Annotated in this window: 24 protein-coding genes; 12 read left to right on the top strand and 12 right to left on the bottom strand. The window is 63.6% G+C overall.

Going from position 1 to position 26,922, the window contains the following annotated elements:
* Window positions 1–175 precede the first annotated feature (175 nt).
* The 4 genes from ACTHNR_RS27615 (at window position 176) to ACTHNR_RS27630 (ending at window position 3,629) form a co-directional block, all read left to right on the top strand.
* A complete protein-coding gene (locus tag ACTHNR_RS27615; RefSeq protein ID WP_440552227.1) occupies window positions 176–1,495 on the top strand; it encodes an MFS transporter in 1,320 nt (439 codons plus the stop codon).
* Between the two features lie 186 nt (window positions 1,496–1,681).
* On the top strand, window positions 1,682–2,704 hold the full coding sequence (locus tag ACTHNR_RS27620; protein WP_440552229.1) for a porin: 1,023 nt from the start codon (window positions 1,682–1,684) through the stop codon (window positions 2,702–2,704).
* Between the two features lie 182 nt (window positions 2,705–2,886).
* Window positions 2,887–3,141 carry a DUF2866 domain-containing protein gene (locus ACTHNR_RS27625; protein WP_440552231.1) on the top strand — a complete coding sequence of 85 codons (255 nt, stop codon included), beginning with the start codon at window positions 2,887–2,889 and terminating at the stop codon, window positions 3,139–3,141.
* 95 nt (window positions 3,142–3,236) lie between these two features.
* Window positions 3,237–3,629 (top strand): DUF6232 family protein, encoded by a 393-nt coding sequence (locus ACTHNR_RS27630; protein WP_440552233.1) that lies wholly within the window; start codon window positions 3,237–3,239, stop codon window positions 3,627–3,629.
* Window positions 3,630–3,651: 22 nt separating this feature from the next.
* On the opposite strand, the gene ACTHNR_RS27635 is transcribed toward ACTHNR_RS27630, so the two are convergent.
* Window positions 3,652–6,105: a glycogen/starch/alpha-glucan phosphorylase gene (locus ACTHNR_RS27635; protein ID WP_440552235.1), complete on the bottom strand. Its 2,454-nt coding sequence runs from the start codon at window positions 6,103–6,105 to the stop codon at window positions 3,652–3,654.
* A 201-nt stretch (window positions 6,106–6,306) separates the two neighbouring features.
* On the opposite strand from ACTHNR_RS27635, the gene ACTHNR_RS27640 reads away from it, so the two are divergent.
* Window positions 6,307–6,546, top strand: a complete 240-nt coding sequence (locus ACTHNR_RS27640) for a hypothetical protein (RefSeq protein ID WP_440552237.1) — start codon at window positions 6,307–6,309, stop codon at window positions 6,544–6,546.
* Window positions 6,547–6,662: 116 nt separating this feature from the next.
* Here the strand turns inward: ACTHNR_RS27640 and ACTHNR_RS27645 are convergent, their stop codons facing one another.
* From ACTHNR_RS27645 to ACTHNR_RS27660, 4 genes are all read right to left on the bottom strand, one after another.
* Entirely contained in the window at window positions 6,663–7,382 is a 720-nt protein-coding gene (locus ACTHNR_RS27645) for a peptidoglycan DD-metalloendopeptidase family protein (protein ID WP_440552239.1), read from the bottom strand.
* Window positions 7,383–7,673: 291 nt separating this feature from the next.
* Window positions 7,674–8,033, bottom strand: coding sequence for a DUF4148 domain-containing protein (locus ACTHNR_RS27650; RefSeq protein WP_440552241.1), 360 nt, complete (start codon window positions 8,031–8,033; stop codon window positions 7,674–7,676).
* Between the two features lie 199 nt (window positions 8,034–8,232).
* A complete protein-coding gene (gene gndA / locus ACTHNR_RS27655; RefSeq protein WP_440552242.1) occupies window positions 8,233–9,642 on the bottom strand; it encodes an NADP-dependent phosphogluconate dehydrogenase in 1,410 nt (469 codons plus the stop codon).
* Window positions 9,643–9,705: 63 nt separating this feature from the next.
* A complete protein-coding gene (locus ACTHNR_RS27660; RefSeq protein WP_440552243.1) occupies window positions 9,706–10,626 on the bottom strand; it encodes an NAD-dependent protein deacetylase in 921 nt (306 codons plus the stop codon).
* Window positions 10,627–10,913: 287 nt separating this feature from the next.
* Here ACTHNR_RS27660 and ACTHNR_RS27665 point away from each other — a divergent pair, with 287 nt between their 5' ends.
* The gene (locus ACTHNR_RS27665; RefSeq protein ID WP_440552244.1) at window positions 10,914–11,798 is read left to right on the top strand and encodes an alpha/beta fold hydrolase; all 885 of its coding nucleotides are present in this window, start codon (window positions 10,914–10,916) and stop codon (window positions 11,796–11,798) included.
* A gap of 56 nt (window positions 11,799–11,854) precedes the next feature.
* Here ACTHNR_RS27665 and ACTHNR_RS27670 read toward each other — a convergent pair whose 3' ends face one another.
* The 3 genes from ACTHNR_RS27670 to ACTHNR_RS27680 all read right to left on the bottom strand — a co-directional run bounded on the left by ACTHNR_RS27670 (window position 11,855) and on the right by ACTHNR_RS27680 (window position 16,283).
* Entirely contained in the window at window positions 11,855–13,333 is a 1,479-nt protein-coding gene (locus ACTHNR_RS27670) for a purine-cytosine permease family protein (protein ID WP_440552246.1), read from the bottom strand.
* Window positions 13,334–13,412: 79 nt separating this feature from the next.
* Complete coding sequence (locus tag ACTHNR_RS27675; protein WP_440552247.1) at window positions 13,413–14,117, bottom strand: type IV pili methyl-accepting chemotaxis transducer N-terminal domain-containing protein; 705 nt, start codon at window positions 14,115–14,117, stop codon at window positions 13,413–13,415.
* Between the two features lie 315 nt (window positions 14,118–14,432).
* Window positions 14,433–16,283, bottom strand: a complete 1,851-nt coding sequence (locus ACTHNR_RS27680; RefSeq protein WP_440552248.1) for a M24 family metallopeptidase — start codon at window positions 16,281–16,283, stop codon at window positions 14,433–14,435.
* A 270-nt stretch (window positions 16,284–16,553) separates the two neighbouring features.
* Between ACTHNR_RS27680 and ACTHNR_RS27685 the strand changes: the two genes are divergently transcribed.
* A complete protein-coding gene (locus tag ACTHNR_RS27685) occupies window positions 16,554–17,327 on the top strand; it encodes a helix-turn-helix domain-containing protein (protein WP_440552249.1) in 774 nt (257 codons plus the stop codon).
* 12 nt (window positions 17,328–17,339) lie between these two features.
* Here the strand turns inward: ACTHNR_RS27685 and ACTHNR_RS27690 are convergent, their stop codons facing one another.
* Window positions 17,340–18,155: a COG4705 family protein gene (locus ACTHNR_RS27690; protein ID WP_440552250.1), complete on the bottom strand. Its 816-nt coding sequence runs from the start codon at window positions 18,153–18,155 to the stop codon at window positions 17,340–17,342.
* A gap of 293 nt (window positions 18,156–18,448) precedes the next feature.
* On the opposite strand from ACTHNR_RS27690, the gene ACTHNR_RS27695 reads away from it, so the two are divergent.
* Entirely contained in the window at window positions 18,449–20,161 is a 1,713-nt protein-coding gene (locus ACTHNR_RS27695; RefSeq protein ID WP_440552251.1) for an acid phosphatase, read from the top strand.
* 61 nt (window positions 20,162–20,222) lie between these two features.
* Here ACTHNR_RS27695 and ACTHNR_RS27700 read toward each other — a convergent pair whose 3' ends face one another.
* Window positions 20,223–20,642, bottom strand: coding sequence for a secondary thiamine-phosphate synthase enzyme YjbQ (locus ACTHNR_RS27700; RefSeq protein WP_440552253.1), 420 nt, complete (start codon window positions 20,640–20,642; stop codon window positions 20,223–20,225).
* A gap of 158 nt (window positions 20,643–20,800) precedes the next feature.
* Between ACTHNR_RS27700 and mnmH the strand changes: the two genes are divergently transcribed.
* Complete coding sequence (mnmH, locus tag ACTHNR_RS27705; RefSeq protein WP_440552255.1) at window positions 20,801–21,859, top strand: tRNA 2-selenouridine(34) synthase MnmH; 1,059 nt, start codon at window positions 20,801–20,803, stop codon at window positions 21,857–21,859.
* 61 nt (window positions 21,860–21,920) lie between these two features.
* Here the strand turns inward: mnmH and ACTHNR_RS27710 are convergent, their stop codons facing one another.
* A complete protein-coding gene (locus tag ACTHNR_RS27710) occupies window positions 21,921–23,432 on the bottom strand; it encodes a methyl-accepting chemotaxis protein (protein ID WP_440552282.1) in 1,512 nt (503 codons plus the stop codon).
* A 229-nt stretch (window positions 23,433–23,661) separates the two neighbouring features.
* A complete protein-coding gene (locus ACTHNR_RS27715) occupies window positions 23,662–24,567 on the bottom strand; it encodes a DMT family transporter (protein ID WP_440552284.1) in 906 nt (301 codons plus the stop codon).
* A 64-nt stretch (window positions 24,568–24,631) separates the two neighbouring features.
* Between ACTHNR_RS27715 and ACTHNR_RS27720 the strand changes: the two genes are divergently transcribed.
* The 3 genes from ACTHNR_RS27720 to ACTHNR_RS27730 all read left to right on the top strand — a co-directional run bounded on the left by ACTHNR_RS27720 (window position 24,632) and on the right by ACTHNR_RS27730 (window position 26,784).
* A complete protein-coding gene (locus ACTHNR_RS27720; protein ID WP_440552257.1) occupies window positions 24,632–25,558 on the top strand; it encodes a LysR substrate-binding domain-containing protein in 927 nt (308 codons plus the stop codon).
* A gap of 106 nt (window positions 25,559–25,664) precedes the next feature.
* Entirely contained in the window at window positions 25,665–26,108 is a 444-nt protein-coding gene (locus tag ACTHNR_RS27725; protein ID WP_440552259.1) for a DUF1801 domain-containing protein, read from the top strand.
* 61 nt (window positions 26,109–26,169) lie between these two features.
* On the top strand, window positions 26,170–26,784 hold the full coding sequence (locus ACTHNR_RS27730) for a TetR/AcrR family transcriptional regulator (protein WP_440552286.1): 615 nt from the start codon (window positions 26,170–26,172) through the stop codon (window positions 26,782–26,784).
* The last annotated feature ends 138 nt before the right edge of the window (window positions 26,785–26,922 follow it).

Raw genomic sequence — 26,922 nt, forward strand, 5'->3', positions numbered from 1 at the left:
GCCCGGCGGCCTGCCCGGTCGCGCGCCGTGGGCATATGCCGGTCCGGCATATCTGCTATATGGGCGACTTCCTTGGATATCGAGCGCCGTTGCGCGATGATGCCGGGCATAAATTGGCGTGGAGCGCATATCGGGCTCCCGCTCAGCGATTCGAAAATATAAGGAGACTCCCCTCGTGCAAACCCCGCCCGCTCACGCATCCGGCCTTGTCCTCGCGCCACGGCAAAGGGCATACGCTGTCGCCGTATCCTGCCTCGGCTGGGCGTTCGATCTATTCGACCTGTTCATCCTGCTCTACGTCGCGCCAATCCTCGCCCATGCATTCTTCGACTCGTCCAACCAGATGCTCTCGCTCGCGGCCGTGTACGGCGCCTTCACGGCCACCTTGGTGATGCGGCCGGTCGGGGGTTATGTCTTCGGCCACTACTCGGACCGTCACGGCCGCAAGCGGACGCTGGTCGTCGCTTCGGTAGGCGTGGGCTTTTCGACGGCCCTCATGGGCTTGATTCCGACGTACCAGACCATCGGCATCGCCGCGCCGCTGGTCTTCCTTCTTCTGCGCCTGGTTCAGGGCGTATTCATGGGCGGCATGGTCGCGGCGACGCATACCCTCGGCACCGAGTCGATCGGCCCCGCGCACCGCGGCCTTGCCTCTGGCATCATTTCGGGCGGCGGCTCCGGCATCGGCAAGCTCTTCGCCTCGCTCGTCTTCGTGCTGGTGAGCGCTTTGATTCCCGGTCCGGATTTCGCACAGTGGGGCTGGCGCGTCATGTTCTTCTCGGGCCTCGCCAGTTCGCTGCTCGGCTTGTTCGTGTTCACGCGGTTGCAGGAATCGCCGCTATGGGTTGCGCTGGCCGCCGAGCGCAAGCATGGGCAGGCCCCGCGCCGCGGCTCGCTCAGCCTGATCCGCGGCGGCTTTGTCGGTGTGACGCTCGGGTGCGTGTTGCTGACGTTGACCGGCGGCGGCTCCTCGTATCTCACCTCGGGTTACTTGCCGACGTTCCTCAAGATCGTCAACCATGTCCCGCACACCGAGCTCGGCCTGATTCTGAGCGGCTCGGCCCTGTGCGTCATCGTGGCGTCGGTGCTGTCCGGCGCGCTGACCGATCGCATCGGACGCCGTCGCGGCATGCTGCTGTCCGGCGCCGTTTCGCTAGTGACGATTCCTCCGCTGTATCTCGGCCTCAGCGACGCGCATGGCGTCGGCGCGATCGCGTTCTATACGGCGGCACTGAGCGCCATCGGCACGTTCTGCTACGCGCCGCTGCTCATCGTGCTCAACGAACGATTTCCGACTGAAATCCGTTCGACCGGTACGGCGATCTCTTGGAACATCGGCTTCGCGATCGGCGGTTCGATGCCGACGCTCGTTTCCCTACTCGCCAATCAAGTCGGCACCCTGCCGATGACGCTGGCAGCCGTCAATGCAGCGGTCAGCCTCGTCTATCTCGCCACGGCCCTGTTCACGCCGGAAACGAAGGGCGTGATGCGCTAAGGCCAAAGCGCCTTGCGCGAATAAGGCGCATCGGGCATTTCACTGCCCACCCTCGTTTCCCGCAACGCCCCCCTCCGCGCATGCCCGCATGCATGCTCGCGGTGGGACATGTCGCACTCAAAAACCAATTTAGGAGATCAGGCAATGCAGCATGCCCACAGGTTCGGAGCCAATTTAGCCGTTCGAATGAAAGCCGTCGCAGCCGTTTCGGCGTGCCTCTGCTGCGGGGTCGCGCACGCCCAGGTAGCCGGCGCCGGGACATCGTCGGTGCAGATGTACGGCCTGATCGGCATGTATGTCGATCACGCGAAGACGAGTTCGGCACAGCAGGGGACTGTCCAAGAGGGCGGCGGCGGTTTGACCACCTCGTACTGGGGCGTGCGCGGCCAAGAAGACATCGGCGGCGGCAATAAGGTCGTCTTCAGACTCGAAAGCTTCTTTCGCCCGAACACGGGGCAGATGGGACGCAACACGACGGACGGGCTTTTCTCGCGCAACGCCTATGTGGGACTCTCGAACAAGGCCTACGGCACGGTCAAATTCGGTTTGCAGACGAACGAAACCTACGTGAACCAGATCCTGCTCAACCCGTTCGGATCGTCAGTGGTGTTCTCGCCGCTCATCGTTCAGTCGTACGTGGCGGGCTACAACGGAACGGAACTCGGCGATACCGTCTGGGACAACGCGATCGGCTATTTCTCGCCATCTATCGGGGGATTTTCGGGCGCCGTCCAGTATTCCGTCAGCGGCATAACAGGGCATCAGGGACGCGATAATCTGGGCTTGCACCTGAACTATCGCGCGGGAGCGCTCCAAATTGCGTTGTCCGCGCAGCGGGTTCGCGCCGCTGCGACGACGCCCGCCTCGTCCCAGTATCTGTACTTGGCCGGGGCGACCTACAAAGCGTCGTTCGCGAAGTTCTACGCGGCCATGCAAACGACCGACAACACCACGACCGAGGTGGGTTCGCACACCTATGAACTCGGCGTCTCCGTGCCGGTCACCCCCGTGTCGGCAGTGCTGGCGGAGTGGGCCTTCACGAAGCAAAGCGCACCACGGTCGCAGGATACGACTCGCAGCACCGCGTCGATCGGCTATGACTATGACCTGTCCAAGCGCACCGATGTCTACGCGGTGTACTCGTACGACAAGCTGTCCGCGCATCCGTCGGGCAGCACGTACGGCGTCGGCATTCGGCATGTTTTCTGATCTTCGGCCGGCGGCGAGGCGCCGTAACACGCCGAAACATCCCTCTTAAGTTTGGCTTAATTCTGACCTGCCACTATGCACCCATACCACCCCTGTTGAGCCGCCGGAGCATCGGCGGCGCCTTTTTATTCTCCTTCACGTGGCGGCTGCGGCCCTTGCGGCCCCCGGAAACGGAAACGGCGATGATCGAAGATTCGGTGTTCAAGCATCTGCGCACGATGCTCAAGCGCGAACACGCGCTGCCGGTTCAAAGCTGCCGCGTGTCGACGCCTGTGCAGCGTCCCTGGGGGCGCACCTATCGGCTGGTCGAATGGACCATGCATAAAGATGCCCCATCCCACCGCTGCGTCGTCCCCGCCGAATTCACCGATACCGACATTGCCCGTCTAGTCGCGGCACATGTACCGGGTCGGCTTTACGTCAGCGAAGCCTGCTAGATCCACAATGTGAACCGCGGCCACGCGTCTCGTGACGCGTCGGCCCGTTCTCTGCTAGGCTGACGAGCCAATCCTTTCCAATTCGACGTTTCTCGATGGACAACACTTTCAATGAGCGTGGCGTCATGATCACGCGCAATGGGCTGAGCGCGGGCGGCCAGATTTTTTCATTGCGCGAGATACGCGGCGCGCGTGTCGAGACGATTCAAAAGAACCGAAGCCTCCCGCTTTCGCTATCGCTGGCCGGGGTGGCCGTCGCGGTCGCCGGCGGCATCTGGACCTCGGGCGCCGCCCTGACGATCGGCGTCATGCTCATCGTGGTCGGCATCCTCGCGTGGTACACACAGGACATCGCGCATCGGCTCATGGTCACGACGCCCACCGGCGATCGAGAAGCGTTTACAAGCCCCGATCCCGACTTCGTCGGCCGCGTCGAACAGGCCCTGCAGCGCGCGCTCGCGGCGCTCGAAAGCACCGCGGCGCAATAGCCATAGCGGCCGGCCGCCTCGATCAATCCACGATCAGCGGTTTGACGCGCCAAATGTGCTCCGCGTATTCCGCGATCGTACGATCCGACGAGAATCGCCCCATGCCCGCGACGTTTTCGATCGCACTCGCCGTCCACGCGCGCGGGTCGCGGAAACGGGCGTCCACGGCATCCTGCGCCGCCGCGAACTCGGCGAAATCGGCCAACACCATGTAGTGATCGCCCCAATCCACAAGCGTGTGGAAGATGTCGGAAAAACGATGCGGGTCGCCGTCGGAGAAGTATCCGGTGCGGATCTGATCCAGTGCGAGCCGCAGCTCCGCGTTGTGCTCGTAGATCTCCCGCGGCCGATACCCCGACGCGCGCAAGTCGCCGACGCCGTCGGCCGTGTGGCCGAAAATGAACATATTCTCGCGCCCCACGGCCTCGCAAATCTCGATGTTGGCGCCGTCCATCGTGCCGATCGTCAGCGCGCCGTTCAATGCGAGCTTCATGTTGCCCGTGCCCGACGCCTCGGTGCCCGCCATCGAAATTTGCTCCGATAAATCCGCGGCCGGGATCATGAGCTCGGCCACGCTCACGCCATAGTTCGGCACGAACACGACCTTCAATAGATCGCCCACGACCGGGTCGTGATTGACCTTCGCGCTCACATCGCCGATCAGCCTGATGATGGTCTTCGCCATCTTGTAGGCCGATGCCGCCTTGCCGGCAAAGATGACGACACGCGGCACCCAATCATCGTTCGGCCGCGCACGAATGCGGTTATAGCGGACGATCACATGGAGAATGTTCAGAAGTTGCCGCTTGTACTCGTGGATACGTTTGACTTGGAGATCGAACAGCGCATCGGGATGGATGGTGCAGCCCGTCTCGTGCAGCAAGCGCTGCGCAAGTCGGATCTTGTTGTGCCGCTTCGCCGCGCGAAACGCCGACGTGAAAGCCGGATCGTCCTTGAGCGCGCGCAGTTTGCCGAGTTCGAACAAATCGGTGCGCCAATGCGTGCCGATGTGCTTATCGATGAGCGCCGATAGCGGCGGGTTCGCTTGAGAGAGCCAGCGCCGCGGCGTGATCCCGTTCGTCACGTTCGTGAATCGCTCGGGGAAGACACGCGCGAATTCGCTGAAGAACTCGCGCTCCATGAGTTGCGAATGAAGCTTCGACACGCCGTTGACTTTTTGGCTCGTGACGATCGCGAGATGAGCCATGCGCACGCGCCGCTGCCCGAATTCGTCGACGAGCGACACGCGGCGGATTACGTCGATGTCGTGTCCGAAATGCTCGCTGGCCTCCTTCAGGAAATCGGCGTTGATGTCGAAAATGATTTCCAAGTGCCGAGGCAGCAAACGCGCGAGCATGTCGACATCCCATGTTTCGAGCGCTTCCGGCATCAATGTGTGATTCGTGTACGAAAACACTTGATGCACCATTTTCCAGGCGCGGTCCCACGGCACGTGATGAACGTCGACGAGCAGCCGCATGAGCTCGGGAATTGCCAGCACCGGATGCGTGTCGTTCAAGTGGATCGCCACTTTCTCCACGAAACGCCCGAACGTGCTGTGCGTACGCTGATAGCGGCGAATCAGGTCTTGCATCGTCGCCGAAATGAAGAAGTACTCTTGGCGCAATCGCAGCTCTCGCCCCGCCGGCGTCGAATCGTCGGGGTACAGCAGACGCGAGACGTTTTCCGAATGCTCCTTCGCTTCCACCGCGCGGCCATAATCGCCTTGGTTGAACGCGGAGAGATCGAGCTCCTCGGTCGCGCGCGCGGACCACAGACGCAGCGTATTCGTCGCGCTCGTCCCATACCCGGGAATCACGGTGTCGTACGCCATCGCGTTGACATGCTCGGTATCGACCCACTGCGTACGTCCATCGCGCACGATGGTACGTCCGCCGAAATGAACGACGTACTGCACCTCGGGCCGCTGAAACTCCCACGGGTTGCCCGCGCGCAGCCAATAGTCGGGCGTTTCCACCTGCTCGCCGCCTACGATTTGCTGACGGAACATGCCGTATTCGTAACGAATGCCGTAGCCGAACCCCGGAATGGCCAGCGTCGCCATGGAATCGAGAAAACACGCGGCCAGGCGCCCAAGGCCGCCATTGCCGAGCGCGGCGTCGGGCTCGAGCTCCGTCACCGCCTCCATATCCACCCCAAGGCTCGCCAGCGCTTCCTTCATCTGATCGTGAATGCCGAGCGCAAGCAACGCGTTCGTGAACGTGCGGCCAATCAGAAATTCCATCGATAAGTAGTAGACGCGCTTCACGTCTTGCTCGTACTGCTGCCGCGTGGTTTTCATCCAGCGGGCGACGAGCCGGTCGCGCACGGCAAGCGCCGCGGCGTTGAGCCAATCTTGCGGCCTGGCGGTGACGGCATCCTTGCCGACCCCGTACATCAACCGATTGGAGATGGAGCGCCGTAGCGCTTCGACGGTACTGTTGAGCTGGTCGAAATCCAGATCGACGGCTGTCATCAACTCCTCCTCGTGCAAGCGAGCGGCATGCGCTTTGCTGTCGAGCGGCGCTTGGCGCCTACCGCGGAATATGCAGGTTACGCTTTTTTTGAACGAATGCGATGCCGATATGGCGGCACATCGCGTGCCCGCCCGACGTTGGCTTACCGACGATCGCGGCCTAGTATGAAAAGACCGCCGGCGTCCTTCGGAGATCCCGACATGACCACGCAAACGAACATTCCTGCGGTCATCGGCATGCTGCACGCGCAGGAGTTGCTGTCCCTGTCCGTGATCCGCTGCCTGCCGCCCGATACACGCGGCGCGATCGCCGACGAATTGAAGGCTCAAGCGGAACTCGCGACGCACCCGCAGCCGAGTACGCCCGCCGAGCGAGAGACGCTCGAGGCATTCCGAGCGCATGTGAAACGGCTGGCGATTTTGCTTGCTTCGGTATCCTGAGCGATGACGCGGCGGGCGGTAGGCGGTAGCCGATACGCGCTAAGCGTACCTACGCAGTGACGAACGATCGGCGCGAGCCGGCGGCCGACGTTCGGCAGCCGGCTCGCGTCATCCGTTCAACGAGGCAGATAGGCGAGCGGATCGACGGGCTTGCCCGCGCGGCGGATTTCGAATTCGAGCGTGCCGCGCCCCGAGGAATCGACGCCCATTTCGGCCAGGGGCTGGCCCTTCTTGACGGTGTCGCCTTCTCTCACGAGAACCTCGCCGTTCACGGCGTAGCCCGAGACGACATCGCCCCCGTGCTTGACGACGACGAGCGACTTGTACTGATCCATGCCGGCGCCGACGTAGATGACGCTGCCGTCAGCCGACGCCTTGACGGCTTCATCGGGCTTGCCGGTGATGACGATGCCTTTGACATTGCCCGCGTCGGTCACTCGCACGACCTGCCCATAGGCCGGCCAGGCGGGGCGTACGACCAGCCCATCGCCGGCCGCCGCGTTGGGGACGGGTTGCGGGGCGACGCGCAGCACCTGCCCCGGGGTGAGCATGGCCGTGCGTGGCAGGTTGTTCCAGGCCGCCAAATCGTCGACGCGCTGGCCGAAAGCCGTCGCGATGCCGGGTAGCGTGTCGCCCGGGTTCACGCGATAGTAGCCGGCCGGCACGCCCGTGCGCTGCTGCGGCGACGGCTGCTGCGACCCGAACTGCGACTGGCCGAACCAATCGCCCGTGGCGCAGCCGCCGAGCAGCGCCGCGCCGGCCAATGCAAGAGCGGCCTGCGCTAAGGCTCGGCTCTGTCGTTGTGGTTGTTCTGCACGAATGCTCTGCTTCTTCACTCTCGGCCCTCGATCGATGCGATGCTGCATTGCGAATATCAACCCGCGCAAGGCCCATCAAGCGGCATGCCACGGGTCGCCCGGACGACTCTTTGGTCGGTTCACGTCGAATGTCATTCGTCGATCGTGATTGTATCCGCCGAGCATCGCACAGACCTGCGCCGAAAGGCAAAACGAAACTGGCCCGCGCCCTCTTGCGAGGGCCGCGGGCCAGCGGGTCCAGCCAGGCGATCGCTACTATCTGACTAAGCGTGCGCGATCGCGTTCCATCGAACCGCCTTGATCAGCGGCTTACTTCCCGAAGTACAGCGATTGCGAACCGTTGATGGGATGCGCTTCGCTAGGCGAGCCCGATTGCACCGAGCCCGGGGCGACGCCGCCGTACCCGCTCGTGCTCGTGCCCGAGCTCGTATCGGCTGTGGCCAGCGCCTGACCGTCTTGCGCGTGCACGCGGGCTTCAGCCGCTTGGATGTCGTTCGGGTAGTACGGATCGTCGTGCGCGGCCGGGTTGTACCCTGCTTGCTCCAGCTGAATCAGTTCCTGCTTCACCTGGTCACGGGTGACAGGACCGTTGTTCGACGATTGGGCGAACGAAGCGAGCGGGATCGACAGGGCGGAAGCCGCAACCATTGCATAAACGAGTGATTTCATGATGAACCTCCGATGATGTGATTCGCCGCATGCGATGTGCCGCAGCGATTAACCACAGTCTAGTCAGCTGATCACCTAGGGGAAACCACTAATTCGATCAAAATGATTTTCCGAACCTGCAATAATCACCGCTTGTTACGAAGCTTTCACATTGAAAGAAACGATAATCGTCGCCTTTTTTGCACTCCCCGTGCTCGGACTATGCCCAATTCGCGTGAAAACTGCCCTCGCGGTCGACGCGTTCGAACGTATGGGCGCCAAAGAAGTCGCGTTGAGCCTGCACGAGATTCGCGGGCAAGCGCTCCGACCGGTACGCATCGAAGTACGCGACGGCCGAAGCGAACGCGGGCACCGGCACGCCCGCATTCACGGCCGCCACCACGATCTCGCGCAGCGCGCTTTGATAGTCCTCGGAAATCTTGCGGAAATACGGGTCGAGCAACAGGTTCGCGAGCGCCGGATCGTGCGAGTAAGCGTCGGTGATCTTCTGCAGGAATCGCGCACGGATGATGCAGCCGGCGCGGAAGATCTTGGCGATCCCGCCGAAATCGAGCTGCCAGCCGTATTCTTCCGAAGCCGCGCGCAATTGCGCGAAGCCTTGCGCGTATGAAATGACCTTGCTCAGATACAGCGCGCGGCGCACCGCCTCGACGAAGGCCGCGCGATCGCCGGGCAAAGGCTTGCCTTGCGGCCCCGAGAGCACCTTGCTGGCCGCCACGCGCTGCGTTTTGAGCGAAGAGAGCACCCGCGCGAATACCGATTCGGTGATGAGGGGAAGCGGCACGCCCAGGTCGAGCGCGTTTTGGCTCGTCCACTTGCCCGTCCCCTTTTGGGCGGCGCGATCGAGGATGACGTCCACGAGGTCTCGCCCGGTTTCGTCGTCCCGCTTGCGGAAAATTTTCGCTGTGATGTCGATGAGGTAACTATCGAGCTCGCCCTCGTTCCATTGCGTGTACACGTCGGCAAGCTCGGCATTCGTCAGTCCCGCCACTTGCTTGAGCACCGCGTAGCTTTCGGCGATCAATTGCATGTCGCCGTACTCGATGCCGTTATGCACCATCTTCACGAAATGCCCCGCGCCGTCGGGGCCGATGTAGGCCACGCACGGTTCGCCGTCGGGCGCCTTCGCGGCAATCTGGGTGAGAATCGGCGCCACCAGTTCGTAGGCATCGCGCGGGCCGCCCGGCATGATCGCCGGCCCCTTGAGCGCACCCTCCTCGCCGCCGGACACGCCCGTGCCGATGAAATGCAGGCCGGCCTGCGCGAGTTCTTGATTGCGGCGGATCGTGTCGGTGAAATGCGTGTTGCCGCCGTCGATCAGCACGTCGCCTTTGTCGAGCAGCGGCTTGAGCGCGGCGATCGTCGCATCGGTCGCGGCGCCGGCCTTGACCATCATCAAAATTCGGCGCGGCGTTTCGAGCGAATCGACGAACGCTTCGAGCGAGTGCGCGGGTACGAGCTTGCGATCGGGACACTGCGCGACGAGTTCGTCCGTCTTCTCGCGGCTGCGGTTGTAGACCGCGACGCTATAGCCGCGGCTCTCGATATTGAGGGCAAGGTTGCGGCCCATCACCGCAAGGCCGATCACGCCGATGGCAGGTTTGCTCATTTGTAGAATTTCTCCAAGATACCGACACGGCGGCACGGCCCGCCGCCCGCGTCACGACGGCCTCTACAAGGGACGGCCGTCAACGATAAAACCGGAAGAAGGCGCCACGCGCGCGGCCAATGCGGTCAACGCATCGCCGCATGGCGCCTCCACTTTCAGCGAGAGCAGCGCATCGGCCCGCGTCAACCCGATGTTGATCGCGGCAATCGGCGTGCCAGCGCTCGCTGCCCACATGCAAAAGCGATAGCCGGAAAACACCATCAGCGACGACCCGACGACGAGCATCGCGTCCGCCCCTTTCAGCGCCTGCGAAGCAGCCTCGACGCGCGCTCGCGGCACGTTCTCCCCGAAGAATACGACGTCGGGCTTGAGCATGCCGCCACAGAACGAACAGGTCGGCACGCGAAACACATCGAGCGCATCCCACTCGAGGTGCGCGTCGCCGTCGGCGGATACCGCCGCCGTGATGTCCGCAAGGGCAGGATTGTCATGCAGCAACTGGGCTTGAATCGCACCGCGCGCGTGGCGAACGCCACAAGCGAGGCACAGGACATCGTCGATGCTGCCATGCAGTTCCACCACGTCGGCGCTGCCGGCCCGCTGATGCAGCCCGTCGACGTTCTGCGTCACCAGCCGCGCAATCCGCCCCGCCGCGCCGAGATGCGCCAGCGCACGATGGGCAGCATTGGGCCGAGCGGCCGCGAGCATCGGCCAACCGACCATGCTGCGGGCCCAGTATCGGCGCCGAGCATGCTCGGAATCGCGAAACGCTTGCCATTGAATCGGTTGCGCGCGCATCCAATCGCCTTTGGTGTCGCGGTAGCCGGGGATGCCCGATGCAACGCTGACCCCGGCGCCCGTCAGCACGAACAGCCGCTCGTGCCGACGGGTGAATTCGACCAGCGCATCCAGCGCGGCGGAACCGGGCACAGGCTCGTCGAACGAAGGCTCGGGCAATCGAACCGAAACGGACGATTCGGTCATGATGTGGGGCAGCTCCTGTAGCGAGGCCGGCGATGTACGACGCTGCCGCTTACCGCGACAACGAGGCGATCTCCGGAACCGCGGAAGGCGACGACGCGCATTCTACGCCGATCGCCGCGCACGCGCCCGCTGCGTGACACTGCCCGGTCCGAGGCTTGCTTCATGAAACCACGGCTCGGTGTGTGTAGAGTGACAGATGTCGTCGTTCGTCGTCGCCGCACCGTTTCATCAGACGGATCGCGATCGACCGCAGTCCCGATCCACATGCGATTCATTAGGAGAACGAAATGAATTGGACTCGCGCCAGCGTCAGATATAGGACCATCGATGTAGACGGCCTCGAGATCTTCTACCGCGAAGCGGGCCCGCGCGAAGCACCGGCCATACTGCTCCTTCACGGGTTTCCGTCGTCCTCGCGCATGTATGAAACCTTACTTGCGCCGCTTGCCGATCGATTCCGCCTCATCGCGCCCGACTATCCGGGATTCGGCCATAGCGCCGCGCCCGCCCCCGACGAATTTGCCTATACGTTCGATAGTCTTGCAAACGTAATGACGGGATTGGTCGACCGATTGGAACTCGATCGATTCGCATTGTTCGTCCAAGATTACGGGGGACCGGTGGGGTTTCGCATCGCGCAAGCACAGCCGCACCGTATTCGCGCGATCGTCGTGCAAAACGCCGTCGCTCACGAAGAAGGACTCGGCCCGCTGTGGGAAACACGCAAGGCGTTTTGGGCCGATCGTCACCGTCATGAGGCTGCGCTGCGCACGAATCTGCTTTCCTTTGAAGCGACGCGGCTGCGCCACGTCGGTCGCACGCCGCATCCCGAACGCTACAATCCGGATGCGTGGCACGACGAATTCGCTTTCCTGTCGAGCCCCGGGCAAATCGATATTCAAACCGAGCTGTTCTACGACTACCGCACGAACGTCGAACGTTATCCGCAGTGGCAGCATTATCTGCGTGAGCATCGGCCGCCGATGCTCGTCGTGTGGGGCAAGCACGACCCGTCGTTCACCGTCGAAGGCGCGCACGCCTACCGGCGCGACGTGCCCGGCGCGCAGGTCCATATATTGGATGCCGGGCACTTTGCGCTCGACGAGGCTTGCGATGAAATCGCCGAGCACACCCGGCGCTTCTTGACGTCGCTGGACGGCATGAACGCGTGACCGTCCGCCATGCGGCGCGCGTGGCGATCGACGGTCCGTTTCGTCGCGCCGCCGTATCAGCGCGGCGACTCGCCGGCCGGCCCGGTTACAGATTGTCCGGCTAACGGTTGCTCGGCCCACGATTGCTCGTCGCCCTGACGGTCCTCGCCCGGCAAGACGAGTTGCCGTGGCGCATGCGCGCTAGTGCGCCGCGCCGCGGCGTAGTACAGCACCGCGGGTACGATGAGCCCGACGATCCACGAAATATCGGCGCCGCCCAACGCATCGACGAGCGGCCCCGTATAAAAGCCCGTCGCAATGAACGGCATCTGCACGGCCACTCCGATGACGTAGGCCACGAGCCCGGCCGCGTTCCACCGTCCATACCGGCCGCGCGGATCGTAAAGCGCCGGCACGTCGTAGCGCTCCTTCGTCACGCAGTAGTAGTCGACGAGATTGATCGCGCTCCAGGGCGTAAAGAACGCAAGCAGGAACAGGATGAACGACGAGAACGCCTTGAGAAACGCATGCTGCCCGGCCAGCGCGAGCCATGCGACGATCGCGACCATCGCAACGATGCATGCGGTGCGCGCGAGCGCCGAGATACTGCGCCGTCCGGCCAGCCCCGTCGCGATCGTCGCGGCCGACATCACGCAGCCGTAGGCGTTCAACGTCGTCACCGTGAGCTTGCCCAGCGCGATCGCGAAGTACAGCAGCGCCGCGGCCACGCCGCTGCCGCCAAGGCTCACGACGAACGCCACCTCGTGCCCCGAAAATGCGTGGCCCGCGAGCGCCGCCGCGAACACGCCGAACGTCATCGATGCCTGGGAGCCGAGGACAGAGCCGAGCCAAACGGCCCAAAACGTGGTGAAGCCCGACGTGTCGCGCGGCAAATAACGCGAATAATCGGCCACGTAGGGCCCGTAGGCGATTTGCCAAGAAGCCGACAACGACACGGCCAACAGAAACTGCGCGAGCGAGAAATGCCTCATCGCCAGCAACGCGCCGATATCGTGATCGACCAGTAACCGCGCGAACAGGTAAGCGAACGCGAGGACGCCGACGACGCTCATCACCCGCCCCAACCCGTGAATGACGCGATAGCCAAGCAAGGTCGAAACGACGACGAGCGATGCGAACGAGAGCACGCCCGCCGTAGCAGTGAGCCCAGTCAGCTGGGCGATGGCTTGGCCGGCGAGCACGGCGCCGCCCGCCGAGAAACCGATGTACATCAGGCACACGAGGACAAGCGGCAGCATCGCGCCGAACACGCCGAACTGCACGCGGCTCGAGATCATCTGCGGCAAGCCGAGTTTCGGGCCTTGCGCGCCGTGCAGCGCCATGACGACCCCGCCGAGCATCTGGCCGATGCACAACCCGACGAGCGACCAAAGCACATCGCCGCCGAGCACCACGGCCAAAGCGCCGGTGACGATGGCCGTCACTTGCAGATTCGCACCGAGCCATAGCGTGAACTGGCTGAACGGGGTGCCGTGCCGTTCGCTTTCGGGGACGTAATCGATCGTGCGGCGTTCGGCAAGCGGGCGAGTCGTCATGGCGCTTGGCGCGACGCGTGGGTCGCGCATCGGTGACAAGGCCAACCAAGATACGCGCGGCCCACCCGCAACGCAAGGTTCAGCGCAAGCGCGGCGACATTGCGCGCGCGGCGACGACGCCGTGGATCATGTGCTCCATCTCTTTGACGATGTCGGCGAGCAGCGAGGTGACGACCGCGAACTCGCGCCCATACGGACCGGCCCGTCCAGCGGATATGCGCGCATTGATTGCCACGATGTTCGCTTGCATCGAGATACGTCCAAGCTGCTCGGCGAGCCGCGCGTCGCGTTCAGAGGCCGCACGTTCAACATTGCGCATCTCGCTCTGGTAGGCGAGCGTGATGCCCTGCAGCAGTTCGAGCAGCGGCGACGCCTGCGAGACGAGCGCATCGGCGGCCGCTTGCGCACGGCCTGCGTCGTGCGCGTGAGCGGACATCAGGGAAACGGCCCGCGCCGCATCGTCGATGAAGGAACGAATGCGTTCGTCGGCCCGGTGAGCGCCAAAGTAGAGCTCGCGCAACGCGTCGGAAAACGCGCCCGGAAGACGGTCGTTGCCGTTGACGAGATCCGCATGGGCGGCGGCGAACGTCGTCAAGCAGTCCTGAGCGACGCCCGCGGCGGCCTTTTGTCCTTGCGCGGCCAACAACACATGCAGCACGATGCGCTGCGACAGCATACGCTGGCGCCCCGCGACATTGATGAGTTCCCCTATCGTTTCGCCAGAGACGGTTTCGGTTTTATTGTTGTGCGCGCGATGCGCGCTGTTCGGCTGCGATTTGATCATGGCATGACGCGGCCGATGACTCGACCGCCGTACGTTGACTGACGGCACGCCGCTTCGGTCCCTCGCTCGCGCCGCGGCATGGCGATGTCGGCGAAGGTTATGCCCTCGCCGGAATTCGCCTGCCTGCTTACGCAATAGGTATGCCATGTGCGCGATCGAGGCGCATGGCTCGCCATGTCGGATCATTCTTGGGCAATACGGCCGTGGTCGCACCGTGCCTCGCCCGCGAGCGCCGTACGGCGCGAATCGACGTGGTGCAGCGCGCACTGCATCAGTGCGCTGTCAGCGCCTCGCACTCCTCATGTCGCTCAAGTCTTACAGCAGCGGACACGGCGTCACGTCGTTGCCAAGCTCCGCGCACCGCCGTTCGTAGTCGCGCAGGTAGGAACGCTCGGCATCGTCGAGCATGTCGATGTCGATGAGATCCCAGTCGTAGCCGACGGTGACGAGGTTTTCGAATTCGATTTTTCCGAGTTCATGGGCGCTCGGGTGGATGATGACGACGTTCTCGATCCGCACGCCGCCCTTACCGCCCACGTAGATGCCCGGCTCGACCGAGATTACGGCGTTCGGCACGAGGCCGTAGGTCGAACCCGGCGCGAAACGCACGCCGCCTTCGTGCACATGGATGCCGATGCCGTGGCCCGTTCCATGATTGAAATCGTAGCCGTGCGAACGGCACACGCCGCGCACGGCATCGTCGACCTGCTCGCCCGTGAAATCGGCGGGAAAACGCGTGACGAGTCCCTTGATGCAGGCTTTGAGCGCGACCGTGTAGATCTCGCGCTGCCACGGCTGCGCATTCACCGAAGCATCGCGCTTGCGCAAAACGACGCGCGTGCAGTCGGTGGCGAAACCGCCCTCGTAGTAAGCGCCGCTGTCGAGCAGCACAAGCTCGCCGTCGTCGAGCGCGACTTCCGGACTTGCAGCGGCATAGTGCGCCAATGCGCTATTGGGGCCATGCGCGGCTATCGTCGTAAAGGTCAGGCCCACGGCGCCGCGTTCGGCGTAGGCATCGTTGATCTTGCGCGCGAGATCGTATTCGGAATGCTGCTTCCCAGGTTCGCCGTATTTCGCCCATCGCATGGTCTGCGCGATCGCCGCGCTGCTGCGCGCGAACGCATCGCGGAAGTGGTCGAGTACTCGAGGCGTCTTGGCCACGCGCATCGCCTCGACAGGGCTGAAGCTCGTGTGGCGCGCAACGGGCCAGACTCGGCGAAGCGCGTCCGGCATCGCGCAGTTGACGACATCGGCGCCATAGCAAACGTGATCGACGTCGAACAGCGCGAGAAAGCGCCCCAGCGCCGCCAAATCGTTTCGAAACACTTGCAGCTTCGGATAAGCGTCGAGTTCGACCGGGCAGTCTTCGCATCCTTCGGGCAGGTAAAGTGCGACTTGATCGCCGATCACGAACAAGTAGCCCAAGGGCGAGGAAGCGTTCGGCATATGGTAGCCGCGGCAGTTCAACAGATAGCCGATATCGTCGGCCGCGCAGGTGAACCAGCACACGCTCGACGCCGGCGCATGCAGATGTGCGCGCAGTCGATCGCCGAGTGCGACGATGTGGCTCGCGGCCGATGCGCCCGTCAATGTTTCAGGCACTTCGAAGATCGGCCGCACAACCTGCCACCCCGGCAGCGCGATCGCGCGATCGACTTCACGCGCCGCCAGCGCTTTCCAGCGCAGCGCGTCGTGCCGCGTGCCCTCGAACAGCCGATCGCGTTGAGCAACGCTCACGCGCTGCGCATCGTAGCCGACCGAGCGAAGGGCGTCGGCATGCGCTGCCAGCCACGCCACGAGCGCCGACCAGATCGGCGTGCCGAGTTCGAGCTTTTCGAGGCGCACATGCACCGCGTCGCACTGCGATTCCGCTTGCAAGTGATAACGGCCGTCGACGAACAAGACGAACCGCGGCACGCCGATACGAGCAGCCGCGGCCTCGCTAAGGAAAATCCCCGATCCGGCCGAACCGTCGAACCCCGACAGCGCGAAGCGCTGACTGTTGCGCCGCGGCACGTATTCGCTGATGAATTCGTCCTGCGAAGTCACCACGAGCGCATCGAGTTCGATGCGCTCGAGCAGCGCGCTCAAGCGTGCGTGGTTATCCGCCACCGAAGGTTCGTAGGGCGGTAAGTCGGAAAAGTTGTATCGGAGTCGATCGATCATCGGATGCGCTCGTTCTTTGTGTTTCTCTGGATGCACGCGGTCTTCGTGCCATGTTCCGCAAAAGCTACCGTCGAGCCGAATTTACGTCAAGCTAAAATTTAGGTGGGACTAAAAAAATCGGCGCGAACCCGCTCAAGCGCTAGCAACGTCCGCCGACGGGGCGCGGTACAATGCGCGCAGCCGGCATACCGGTGTTCGCGCCGGGAGTCGATCCCGCCGGCGCGCCGGGTCGGCCCTCTCCCGCCGTGGAGATCGCCCCCAAGAGGATTCATGGATTCGGATATCAATCACATCGGCCAGCGCATACGGCGCCTGCGCCGAGAATCGAAGATGACGCTGCTCGAGGTCGCGACGGCATCGAGCTTGTCGGTCGGTTTTTTATCGCAGGTCGAGCGCAATCTCACCGGCATTTCCATTTCTTCGCTCGTCAATGTGGCCAAGGCGTTGGGCGTGCCGCTCGGCGCACTGCTCGAACACCCGCGGCAAGCGCAGCCCGATTCCCATGAAGGCCGGCGCGAATCGTATCGAGTGGGCCCGATGCGCCAACGCTACGAACGGTTGTCGACGACGTTCGACGGCAGCCTCTTGAACGCCGTCAAAGTGCAAATGCTGGAGGGGTACAGTTCCGAATGGGTCGCCCACGGCGGCGACGAATTCGTCTATGTCCTGTCGGGACAGGTGCGCTACACGCTGCGTAAGAAGGACTACCTGTTGGCCGCGGGCGATTCGCTTCATTTCAATGCGCAGGAGCGCCACCGCGTGGTGAACGACGGCCCCGGCGCGGCCGAGTTGATCGTGGTGGGAACGCTGCCGCTGTTCGACGACGATCAGACGGAGTTCGTGCCGCTCGCAAAAACCGGCGCCGCCCGCGCGACGGCGGCGAAGAAGGCGAGAAAGACTGGCGCCCTGCCATCGGCCGCGAAGCCGCGGGCTAAACGGCAAGCAGTGATAGAAGAACCCGCGGAAAAGCCAGCCGCGCCCCGGAAGACTGCACGCGCCACAAAGACGGCGCCGTCCGCGCGCCGCCGCCCGAAGCAACGTTGATCGTCGCGGCCGTCATCGAGCCGATGAAGATACCGCCGCGCGACGGTTGCCTCGCCCCGAAACATGCTGAATGACGACGACCACCGCCATGGCGGCCAAGATCGCGAGCGATGCGGAAATGCGATTCAGATTCAGTCCGCCGTCGGCAACCGGCTTGGTCAGCGAGTCGCCCAGCGTCGCGCCGAGCGGACGCGTCAGCACGTAAGCCGCCCAAAACAGCACGCCTACCGGCACGCGACGCGCCAAGCGCCATACCAAAGCGACCACGAGCAGCAACGCGGCGAACGCGAGCGCGCCGCGCTCGAAGCCTAAACCGGCGTTGTCGGCGGCGAAATCGCCGAGCGCCGTGCCAAGCGTATTCGACACCAAGATCGTTACCCAGTAGAACACTTCGTCGCGCGGCCTCACGATGCGGTCGTATTCAATGCGCCCCGCCACGGCGCGCCAGATCGCGAGCACGATCAACACTGCCAGCAGCAGCAACGCCGAGGACACCACATAGCCGAGGCCGACCGTGCGATCGAGAAAGTCCGAGGTCGTCGTGCCGACCGTTGTCGTTGCAATGACCACGGCCCAGTAGGCGGCCGGGTGGTAGCTGCGCGAGCGCACCTGAACGGCAAGCGTCACGACGAAAAAAACGAGGAAGATCAGCGTCGCCACGGCATAGCCGAGCTTGAGCGTCATGGACAGCGCATCGCCGCCCGTTTCGCCGACCGTCGTCGCCAGAATCTTGACGAGCCAAAACACGGCCGTGGCCTGCGGCACCTTGCTGAGCCATAAATCGTTGTCGCGTTCCTGCTGCGCGGCGATCGGGGTGCGTACCGTCATGCTGTCGGTCCTCCGGGTTGTCTAGTGAGGTGGTGAATGAAAATGCGTCGCATTATCGCCATCTTTTCCTTAAGACAAGCTTATTAGCATCGCGCGGGCCCGTCCCCTTCGCGGCCCCACTCAAGACTGATAGGCCCCGCCTAGAAATACCGCCGCGAGCGAATCGCCGCGTTACCATGTCGCGCGTGACGACGAGGGTCGCGCCCTTTCGCGCGGCAGCCACCACCGCGCGAATGGCCAACGCCATGCCTGCGCGCTTGCGCGTCTGCGCGAGCTACGACGGAGACGAGCCTATGAAAAAAGAAGCGCCGCATGTCCCGCAAACCCAAGCGCTGCCGGGCAGCGACTCCGATCAACCGCAAAACCCCGAACGACGCCGCGTGCTGGGCGGCCTAGCCGCCATGGGGATGGGCCTCGCGCTGCCCGCTTGTACCACGGCGACGGGAGCCGACGGCGCAACCGCCGGGCCGACGGCGCGATCGGCGCGCGCCGAAGCGCTCGATGCGGCGTTACGCGCCCGCGTGCGCCACATTGTCGTCATCTACGCGGAAAACCGCAGTTTCGCGAACCTGTACGGGCATTTCCCGGGCGTGCAGTATCCGATCGACACGGCATCGGCCGAGCCCCCCCCGCAGTTGGACCGCGACGGCAAGACGGTATTGCCGTACCTCCCGAAAATCTGGGGCGGTCTCGTGCCTCAGGCGCAGCAAGTCGGCGTGACGCGCTACATGATCGGGCAGGACGACATCGCCAAGCTGCCGAATCGGCCGTTCGTCGTGTCCGATGCGCAGGGCCGGCCCCTGCCGAACGCGGTCATCACGCGCGACTTGTGGCATCGCTTCTATCAAAACCAAATGCAGATCAACGGCGGGCGCAACGATCAGTTCGTTGCATGGGCCGATTCCGGCGCACTCGTGATGGGGCATTACCGCAATTCGGGGCAGACGCTGCGGCTGTGGAATCTCGCGCGGCAGTACACGTTGTGCGACAACTTCTTCATGGCCGCATTCGGCGGGTCTTGGCTCAATCACATCTTCCTGATCTCGGCGCAGGCGCCGTTCTATCCGAACATCGCGAATAGTCCGGCCAAGGAGTTCATCTCGGTGCTCGAAGGCGACGATCCGCTCGGCACACGGCTCAAGGTGGCGCCCAGCAGCAAGCCGTCGGCGCTCGACGCGCCCCCGAAATTCGTGCGGGACGGTCTGTTCACGCCGGATGGCTATGCCGTCAACACCATGGCGCCGCCCTACCAGCCGAGCTACGTCGCACCAAGCGCCAACGGCGACCCGAATTTGGCCGACCCGTCCAACCCGCGCGTCATGCCGCCGCAAGCCTACGCCACCATCGGCGATCGGCTTTCGGCGAAGGGTGTCGACTGGGCCTGGTACAGCGGCGCCTGGCAATATGCGCTCGAGCATCGCGACACCGGCATGTCGCCCGACTTCCAATACCATCATCAGCCATTCAACTATTTCGCGAACTACGCGCCGGGCACCGCGGCGCGCGCGCGGCACTTGCGCGACGCGGGCATGGGGAACGACGCGTCGACGAATCGCTTCATCGCCGACATCGATGCGGGGCGCCTACCGGCCGTTACGTTCTACAAGCCGCAAGGCGATCTGAACATGCATGCCGGCTATGCCGACATCGAATCGGGCGACCGGCACATCGCGAACGTGATCGACCATATTCGCAACGGCCCTCAATGGGCCGATACCGTCATCGTCATGACGCACGACGAGAACGGGGGATGGTGGGATCCCGTCGCTCCGCCCAAGGGCGATCGCTGGGGGCCGGGCTCGCGCATTCCCGCGCTGGTGATCGCACCGTTCGCCAAGAAGGGCTACGTCGATCACACGTTCTACGACACGAACTCGATCTTGCGCTTCATCGATCGCGTCCACGGTCTCGCGCCTTTGGACGGCGTGGCGGCACGTAACCGAGCGTTCGCCGCGCGAGGCGAAACGCCACCGGGCGATTTGACCGGCGCGCTCGACCTCGGTTGATGCGACGGCGGCGGTATCGCTCATCATCGGTTTCGATATCGCCGTCATCGCCGTGCGCGCTTCACTCGCCTATCAGATGCAGCACGATATCTCTGGTATGCGCCTGACGGCGGTGCTCGAACAGGTAAATGCCTTGCCACGTGCCGAGCACGAGCGCGCCGTCTTCGACCGGAACCGACATGTGCACTTGCGTCAACGCGGTACGCAAGTGCGCAGGCATGTCGTCGATGCCTTCCGTATCGTGTTCGTAGCGCTGCGCATCCTCGGGCGCGATTTCGGCGAAGTAGCGTTCGAGATCGCGGCGTACGGACGGATCGGCGTTCTCTTGGATCAACAGGGAAGCCGATGTATGTCGACAAAATAGCGTCAGCACCCCCGTCTCGATCGATTGTGCCGCGACGAATTCGCGCACGCGGTCGGTAATTTCGACGAGCCCGCGCCCGCGGACGTCGACGTGTAAGTGTTCGAGCGCTTGGCGCATCGCTGCTCCTTTCAAGGCCGATTGCGAGGCGACGCCATACGGGCGTCCCACACGAACCGCTAAGCATAGGCCATGCTCGCCAGTCATTCCACCGGCGCAGCCGAAATTCGCGGCTGCCCCATGTCATAATCGCCGCAATCCCGCACTCTCATTTCGCCTTGAAAGACCTCAGCGTCGGCTTGGAGCGATTGACCGATTTCGACGAAGTCGTCGACGTGCGCACCCCGCTCGAATTCGCCGAAGACCATGTCCCCGGCGCGACCAACGCGCCCGTGCTCAGCAACGAGGAGCGCGTCGTGGTCGGCACGTTGTACGTGCAAACGTCCGCGTTCGAAGCCACGCGCGTGGGCGCGGCCATGGTCGCCCGCAATATCGCGCGGCACTTGGAGACGACGTTCGCGGATCGCCCGCGCGGGTGGCGGCCGCTCGTCTATTGCTGGCGCGGCGGCAAGCGCTCCGAATCGCTGGCCGTCTGGCTCAATCTCATGGGCTGGCAGGCGCGGCGGCTCGATGGCGGGTACAAGACCTATCGTCGTTCGGTGCTCGATACGTTGACCGTGCTGCCTCGACGGTTCAAGTACATCGTATTGACGGGATCGACGGGCAGCGGGAAGACGCGTCTATTGCGCGCACTCGGTCGCGCGGGGGCGCAAGCGCTCGATCTCGAACGCTTGGCGGCGCATCGCGGCTCGCTGCTCGGCGCGCTGCAAGGCGAGCCGCAGCCTTCGCAAAAGGCGTTCGACACCGCGCTTGTCGCGGCGCTTGGCGCGTTCTCGCCCGATCGCCCCGTCTTCATCGAAGCGGAAAGCCGCGCAATCGGCCGTGTCATGCTGCCCGACGCCTTGCTCGGCGCGATGCACCGCGGGCGCTGCGTGTCCGTGGAGGCGCAACGCGATGAGAGGATCGCGTTCTTGCTCGACGACTATGGGCACTTGTTCGACGCACCCGAAGGGTTCAAAGCACAGCTGATGAAGCTGATCGGCCTGCACAGCCGAGAGCGAGTGAACCGGTGGTGCCGATTCATCGACGAAGATGCTCGGGCCCAGCTGTTCACCGAGCTCATCGAGCTGCATTACGATCCGGCCTATGCGCGCAGCAGCGCCGGACATTTCACCGAGTTGCCGCGCGCGACGCCTTTCGCGCTGCGTCCCAACGACGCGGACATCGACGAGCAGGCGCACGCACTACTGGCGCGCTTGAATATCGAAACCGGATAGCCCGAGGCGCGGCGGGCCCGGGCGTCGACCCGAGCCTGGCCGCGCCCGCGCCCCGCGCCGGTCAACGCCCCGCGCCGCGCACGCGAAACGTGCTGACGACCTCGGCCAGCACACGCGCCTGCTCCTGCATCGACTGCGCGGCGCCTGCTGCCTCCTCGACCATCGCCGCGTTTTGCTGCGTCGTCTGATCCATCTGCGCGATCGCGATATTGACTTGCTCGATGCCGCGGCTTTGCTCTTCCGAGGCTGCCGAGATCTCGCTGATGATGTCGGTCACGCGCTTGACGGAATGCACGAGCGATTGCATTTTGCCGCCTGCGCTTTCCACGAGCGTCTTGCCGTCTTCGACGCTGCCGACCGATTCCTCGATGAGGCCTTTGATCTCCTTAGCCGCATCGGAGCTGCGGCGCGCGAGGTTGCGCACTTCGCCGGCGACCACCGCGAACCCTCGCCCTTGCTCGCCCGCACGCGCCGCTTCAACGGCGGCGTTCAGCGCCAGGATATTGGTTTGAAACGCGATGCCTTCGATGACGGAGATGATGTCGACGACGCGCGTCGAACTGGCCGCGATGTTTTGCATCGTCGCCACGACTTGCTGGACCGCCTCGCCGCCCTCGCCCGCGATGCGCGACGTGTCGGCCGCCATCTGATTGGCCTGACGCGCGTTGTCGGCGTTCTGTTTCACCGTGGCCGTCAGCTGCTCCATGCTTGCCGCCGTTTCGCCCAGCGAGGCCGCCTGCTGCTCGGTGCGCGAGGACAAATCGAGGTTGCCGGCCGCGATTTGCTGCGCGGCATCCTTGATCGTTTCGGTCCCGCCATGGATACGATGCATCGTTTCGGCCAGGCGATGCTGCATTCGCCGCATGGCGAACACCATGCTGCTGTGATCGCCCTCCCGCACGTCGACGTCGCGCGTCAGATCGCCCTCGGCGATCGATTCGGCCACGGCCGCGGCATAGGCGGGCTCGCCGCCCAGACTGCGCTGGACGTTGCGGATGATCATGAACAGCACGAACGAGCTGATGCTGCCGATGGCCAGAATCGTCAGCAGATAACCGACGAGACGTACGCGAAAGGCTGCATTGATATCGTTGATGTACACGCCCGATGCGATGTACCAGTCCCACGGCTCGAAGCGTTTCACGTAGGAAATCTTCGGAACCTCGGTCGACTTGCCCGGTAGCCGAGCCATGTAATCGACGAAGCCCGCACCGTCGGCCTTGGCGACCTTCACCATCTCGACGAACAGCAGCTTGCCGTTGACGTCCTTGTAGTTGCTTTGGTCTTTGTTCACCAAGTCCGGCAACACCGGATGCATGATCACGACAGGTTTGGCATCCGTAATGAACAGATACCCATTGCCCGGGTAGCGCATCGCCGCGACGCGGGCCATCGCACGATGTTTGGCCTCGTCCTCCGAAATCTCGTGGCGTTCGGCCATTTGCTGAAACTGCGCGATGACGCCGACCCCGGCCTCCACGATGTTTCGCACGGCCGCCTGGCGCCCTGCCAGCATCGTCTCGCGCGTCTGCCAAGCAGCGAATCCGCCGAAGGACAATAAGCCCAGCCACATGACCAGCAAGGCCAATCCTAATTTTTTTCCGAGCGTCAATCGATCCACACATCCCCCGCAAGCAAATTCGGCCGCTCGCTAAGCGAGCGATGCGACCGGCACGTCATCAACGAATAGTTCCTCGTTGATTAACGGCGCGCAGCGGCAATTCTGCAGGGAGGGTTAGTTCGTAGTGCCGACGTATTCAATACGTGCCTACAAAATAAAAAGTCTAAGCAATGGCTAAAAATCAGGTTCGACCGCGCCAGGCAACGAACGCCACGCCGGCGATCGCCATCGCGCCGCCCGCCACCGTCGACATATTCAGTTGCTCGCCCGTCAGAACCATGGACAGCGCGGTGGCGACAGCCGGAGACAAATAAAGGAAGTTCGCCGCGCGCGCCGCCCCAAAGTGCCCGAGCGCATAGGCCCAGGTGGCATAGCCGAGCGCGGCGGGAAACACGCCCAGCAAGACCACGGCATGGACCGTCCGGGCCGGCGCGTGCGTAAGTTCGATGAGTGCGCCGGGCAACCAGGGCGCCAGCCAGAGTGCGCCGGCCAACAAGGTATAGGCCGTACAAGCTAGGGCGCCATAAACCGGAATCAAGCGGCGCTGCATGACGAAGAAAACGGCCGCGCATATCGCAGCGCACAGAATCAGGCTCGCGCCGGCGCCCGGCACGATCCCGCCCGGCTGACCGCTGGCAATGACGCCGATCCCCGCGAAGCTGAAGATGGACCCCAGCCACCCCCATCGATTGAACCGTTCGCCCAAGAACACGGTGGCCAGCAGCGCCGTGAAGATCGGCAGCGTGTTGGCGATGAAGCTGGCCGCGCCGGCGGCCACGGTCATCTCTCCCGTGTTCAGCAGCGCGTTGTAGATGCCGATTCCGAAGAAACCGCACAACGCGAAACGCAGCGCATCGCGAGCCGTTGGCCGCTTCGGCCGGCGATAGGCGAGCCATGCGCCGGCAAGCAGCGCGGCCGTGGCGAACCGCGCCGCCGCCAGATGCAACGGCGAGAGACCCTGCAGCGCGATACGGATGAGCGGGAATGCGCTGGCCCAAGAGGCGATCGTCACGGCCACCGCCGCTGCCGCCAGCGCGGAGGCAGAGAACGGAAACAAGCGCGTGGTAGTGGAAGAGGAACTGTTCATAGGATTGATCATCGATCTTTTCGTGCTGTTAAGCTACAGCACAAACAGACATCGAGATGTGAGCATGGATCACAGCACGGAAACGCTTCGCCCGCCACTGGCGAGCCTCGAGGCGGTATGCATCGTGGCTCGCGAAGGCTCGTTCAGCGCCGCGGCGCAGGCGTGCGGCGTCACGCACGGCGCAATCAGCCGCCGGATCGGCGCTGTCGAAAACTGGCTCGGGTACCCTCTGTTCGAGCGTCACGGGCGCGGGGTGCGCTTGACGCCGGATGGGCAACGGCTCGTGGGTCGCATCGAACAAGCGTTTTCGATCATCGACGGCGCCGCCGATCAGTGGCGTCCTGCGCGCGCGCCTCGCATCGTCAAAGTCAGCGTGACCCCCACATTCGCTCAGCTTTGGCTGTTTGCTCGCCTGAACGCGATCGAGACAGGCCCCCCGCCGCTCGCGGTGCAACTCGACATCACGCATCGCAATGCGGATGTCGCGGCCGGCGAGGTCGATGTGGCGGTGCGATGCGGCGCGGGTTATTGGCCGCGCCTGGACTCGCAGCCGCTGGTGCCGGAAGCGCTGTATCCCGTGGCCGCTCCGGCTGTCGCCGCCAAGTTGAAGACGCGCGAATGCATCGAGCTGCTCGATTGGCCGCTGCTGCACGATTCCGATCTGGCGGGTTGGCGCGCATGGTTCGCGCCGCAAGGCGTGACGTTGAAGCCTCGGCCGAAGGACAAGCGATTCGAGGATTACGGGTCGGTGCTGGCGGCCGCGCAGGCGGGGCTCGGTATCGCACTCGCGCGCGAGCCGTTTTCCGATGCGTGGCTAGCACGCGGCGACTTGGTGCGGGTCGGCCAGTTCGAAGTGGAGTCGCCGGTGGCCTACCACGTACTGACGGCCAAGCGCGAAACGCGGCCGGAGGTGCTCGACTTCGTGCGGCGGCTGATAGAGGCGGCGCAGCAGCCCTCGGTCAGCCGCACGCGCGGTAGAGCGGGCGGCTGATGATCCGCCCTGTTCCCGGCTTGACGAGTCCAGACCTTCTTACGTATAGATACGCCCTAGCATCGACGTTGCACCTCATTACAACTCGTAGGGTTCGCACAAGAAAATGAACGACAAATCCACCTTGCCCGGGCAGCGATCGGCCTCCGAACTGATCGACGAGCGCATTGCCAATTTAGCGGATTGGCGCGGCGAAACGCTCGGCAAAGTACGTCAGCTCATCAAAGAGGCCGAGCCGGATGTCGTCGAGGAATGGAAGTGGATGGGAACCCCCGTGTGGTCGCATAACGGGATCGTCTGCACCGGCGAATCGTATAAGGCCGTGGTGAAACTGACCTTTCTGAAGGGAGCTTCATTGAAGGATCCGGCCAAACTGTTCAATTCGAGCCTCGACGGCAATGCCCGACGGGCGATCGATATCCGCGAAGGCGAGCTCATCGACGCGAGCGCGTTCAAGGCGTTGATCCGCGAAGCGGTCGAACTCAATGCGGCCAACGTCAAGACGAAAGCAAAAGCAAAACCCGCCAAACCGAAGAAAGTTAAGCCGTAACGCGCTTCGTCGCCCGCTTTCATCCCCCGACGACGTGTCGATTCGGCCGCGGAAAACAAGCATGACAGATCGACGTACACCACAAACACAACTTCGCCCCAGAAAAGCGCCACGCCAATCCCGCTCTGAAGAGACGGTGGCTTCGATCATCGAAGCGGCCGCGCAGACACTCGAAACGCAGGGGTTCGAGGGGTTCAATACGAATGCGGTCGCGCGGCGAGCCGGCGTGAGTATCGGGTCACTCTACCAATACTTCCCGAGCAAGGATGCGCTGACCGTCGCGCTCATTCATCGGGAAACGAAGCGCTTCTATGACGACATGGCAGTCGCGCTCACGAAAAGAAGCGCAAAGGCGGCGCTGGAGTATCTGATAAGCGCGGCCGTGCGGCAACAGCTGCGGCGGCCAATGCTGGCGCGGCTGCTCGACATCGAGGAGGACCGCCCGGCCATGCGCGGCGAGATCGGGGGCTCCGAGCTGGAGCAGCTTTGCACCACGATCGTCAAACGGGCCATCCCCAAGCACCCGAATCCCGACATCGCTGCGGCCGATTTATTTGCCATCGTTCGCGGGATGGTCGATGCGGCCGGCCAGCGAGGCGAAACCGACATCGAAAGCCTAGAGCACCGCCTGCGGGCGGCCGTTTTCGGCTACCTGTCTAGAGTGAAGAAGGGCTAAGCGCCCCACGCAAATGCGAGCAACGATCGGCAGGAAGCGGCGCAATGCGCGGATCGCCCCACCCGTGCATGCGTTTCGCGAGCAATGGCCAGCCTTAGAATGCGAGTTGTTGAATGTGAGCTTTTACTTATATTCTGA

It is taken from the genome of Trinickia sp., from assembly GCF_051954495.1.
In the GTDB taxonomy this organism is placed as follows: domain Bacteria; phylum Pseudomonadota; class Gammaproteobacteria; order Burkholderiales; family Burkholderiaceae; genus Trinickia.

Bases quoted from the DNA above. Each gene is read 5' to 3' on its own strand.
- ACTHNR_RS27620 (WP_440552229.1), top strand. From the start codon at position 1,682: ATGAAAGCCGTCGCAGCCGTTTCGGCGTGCCTCTGCTGCGGGGTCGCG.
- ACTHNR_RS27625 (WP_440552231.1), top strand. From the start codon at position 2,887: ATGATCGAAGATTCGGTGTTCAAGCATCTGCGCACGATGCTCAAGCGC.
- ACTHNR_RS27630 (WP_440552233.1), top strand. From the start codon at position 3,237: ATGGACAACACTTTCAATGAGCGTGGCGTCATGATCACGCGCAATGGG.
- ACTHNR_RS27635 (WP_440552235.1), bottom strand. From the start codon at position 6,105: ATGACAGCCGTCGATCTGGATTTCGACCAGCTCAACAGTACCGTCGAA.
- ACTHNR_RS27640 (WP_440552237.1), top strand. From the start codon at position 6,307: ATGACCACGCAAACGAACATTCCTGCGGTCATCGGCATGCTGCACGCG.
- ACTHNR_RS27650 (WP_440552241.1), bottom strand. From the start codon at position 8,033: ATGAAATCACTCGTTTATGCAATGGTTGCGGCTTCCGCCCTGTCGATC.
- gndA (WP_440552242.1), bottom strand. From the start codon at position 9,642: ATGAGCAAACCTGCCATCGGCGTGATCGGCCTTGCGGTGATGGGCCGC.
- ACTHNR_RS27660 (WP_440552243.1), bottom strand. From the start codon at position 10,626: ATGACCGAATCGTCCGTTTCGGTTCGATTGCCCGAGCCTTCGTTCGAC.
- ACTHNR_RS27665 (WP_440552244.1), top strand. From the start codon at position 10,914: ATGAATTGGACTCGCGCCAGCGTCAGATATAGGACCATCGATGTAGAC.
- ACTHNR_RS27670 (WP_440552246.1), bottom strand. From the start codon at position 13,333: ATGACGACTCGCCCGCTTGCCGAACGCCGCACGATCGATTACGTCCCC.
- ACTHNR_RS27675 (WP_440552247.1), bottom strand. From the start codon at position 14,117: ATGATCAAATCGCAGCCGAACAGCGCGCATCGCGCGCACAACAATAAA.
- ACTHNR_RS27680 (WP_440552248.1), bottom strand. From the start codon at position 16,283: ATGATCGATCGACTCCGATACAACTTTTCCGACTTACCGCCCTACGAA.
- ACTHNR_RS27685 (WP_440552249.1), top strand. From the start codon at position 16,554: ATGGATTCGGATATCAATCACATCGGCCAGCGCATACGGCGCCTGCGC.
- ACTHNR_RS27690 (WP_440552250.1), bottom strand. From the start codon at position 18,155: ATGACGGTACGCACCCCGATCGCCGCGCAGCAGGAACGCGACAACGAT.
- ACTHNR_RS27695 (WP_440552251.1), top strand. From the start codon at position 18,449: ATGAAAAAAGAAGCGCCGCATGTCCCGCAAACCCAAGCGCTGCCGGGC.
- ACTHNR_RS27700 (WP_440552253.1), bottom strand. From the start codon at position 20,642: ATGCGCCAAGCGCTCGAACACTTACACGTCGACGTCCGCGGGCGCGGG.
- ACTHNR_RS27710 (WP_440552282.1), bottom strand. From the start codon at position 23,432: ATGTGGCTGGGCTTATTGTCCTTCGGCGGATTCGCTGCTTGGCAGACG.
- ACTHNR_RS27715 (WP_440552284.1), bottom strand. From the start codon at position 24,567: ATGAACAGTTCCTCTTCCACTACCACGCGCTTGTTTCCGTTCTCTGCC.
- ACTHNR_RS27720 (WP_440552257.1), top strand. From the start codon at position 24,632: ATGGATCACAGCACGGAAACGCTTCGCCCGCCACTGGCGAGCCTCGAG.
- ACTHNR_RS27725 (WP_440552259.1), top strand. From the start codon at position 25,665: ATGAACGACAAATCCACCTTGCCCGGGCAGCGATCGGCCTCCGAACTG.
- ACTHNR_RS27730 (WP_440552286.1), top strand. From the start codon at position 26,170: ATGACAGATCGACGTACACCACAAACACAACTTCGCCCCAGAAAAGCG.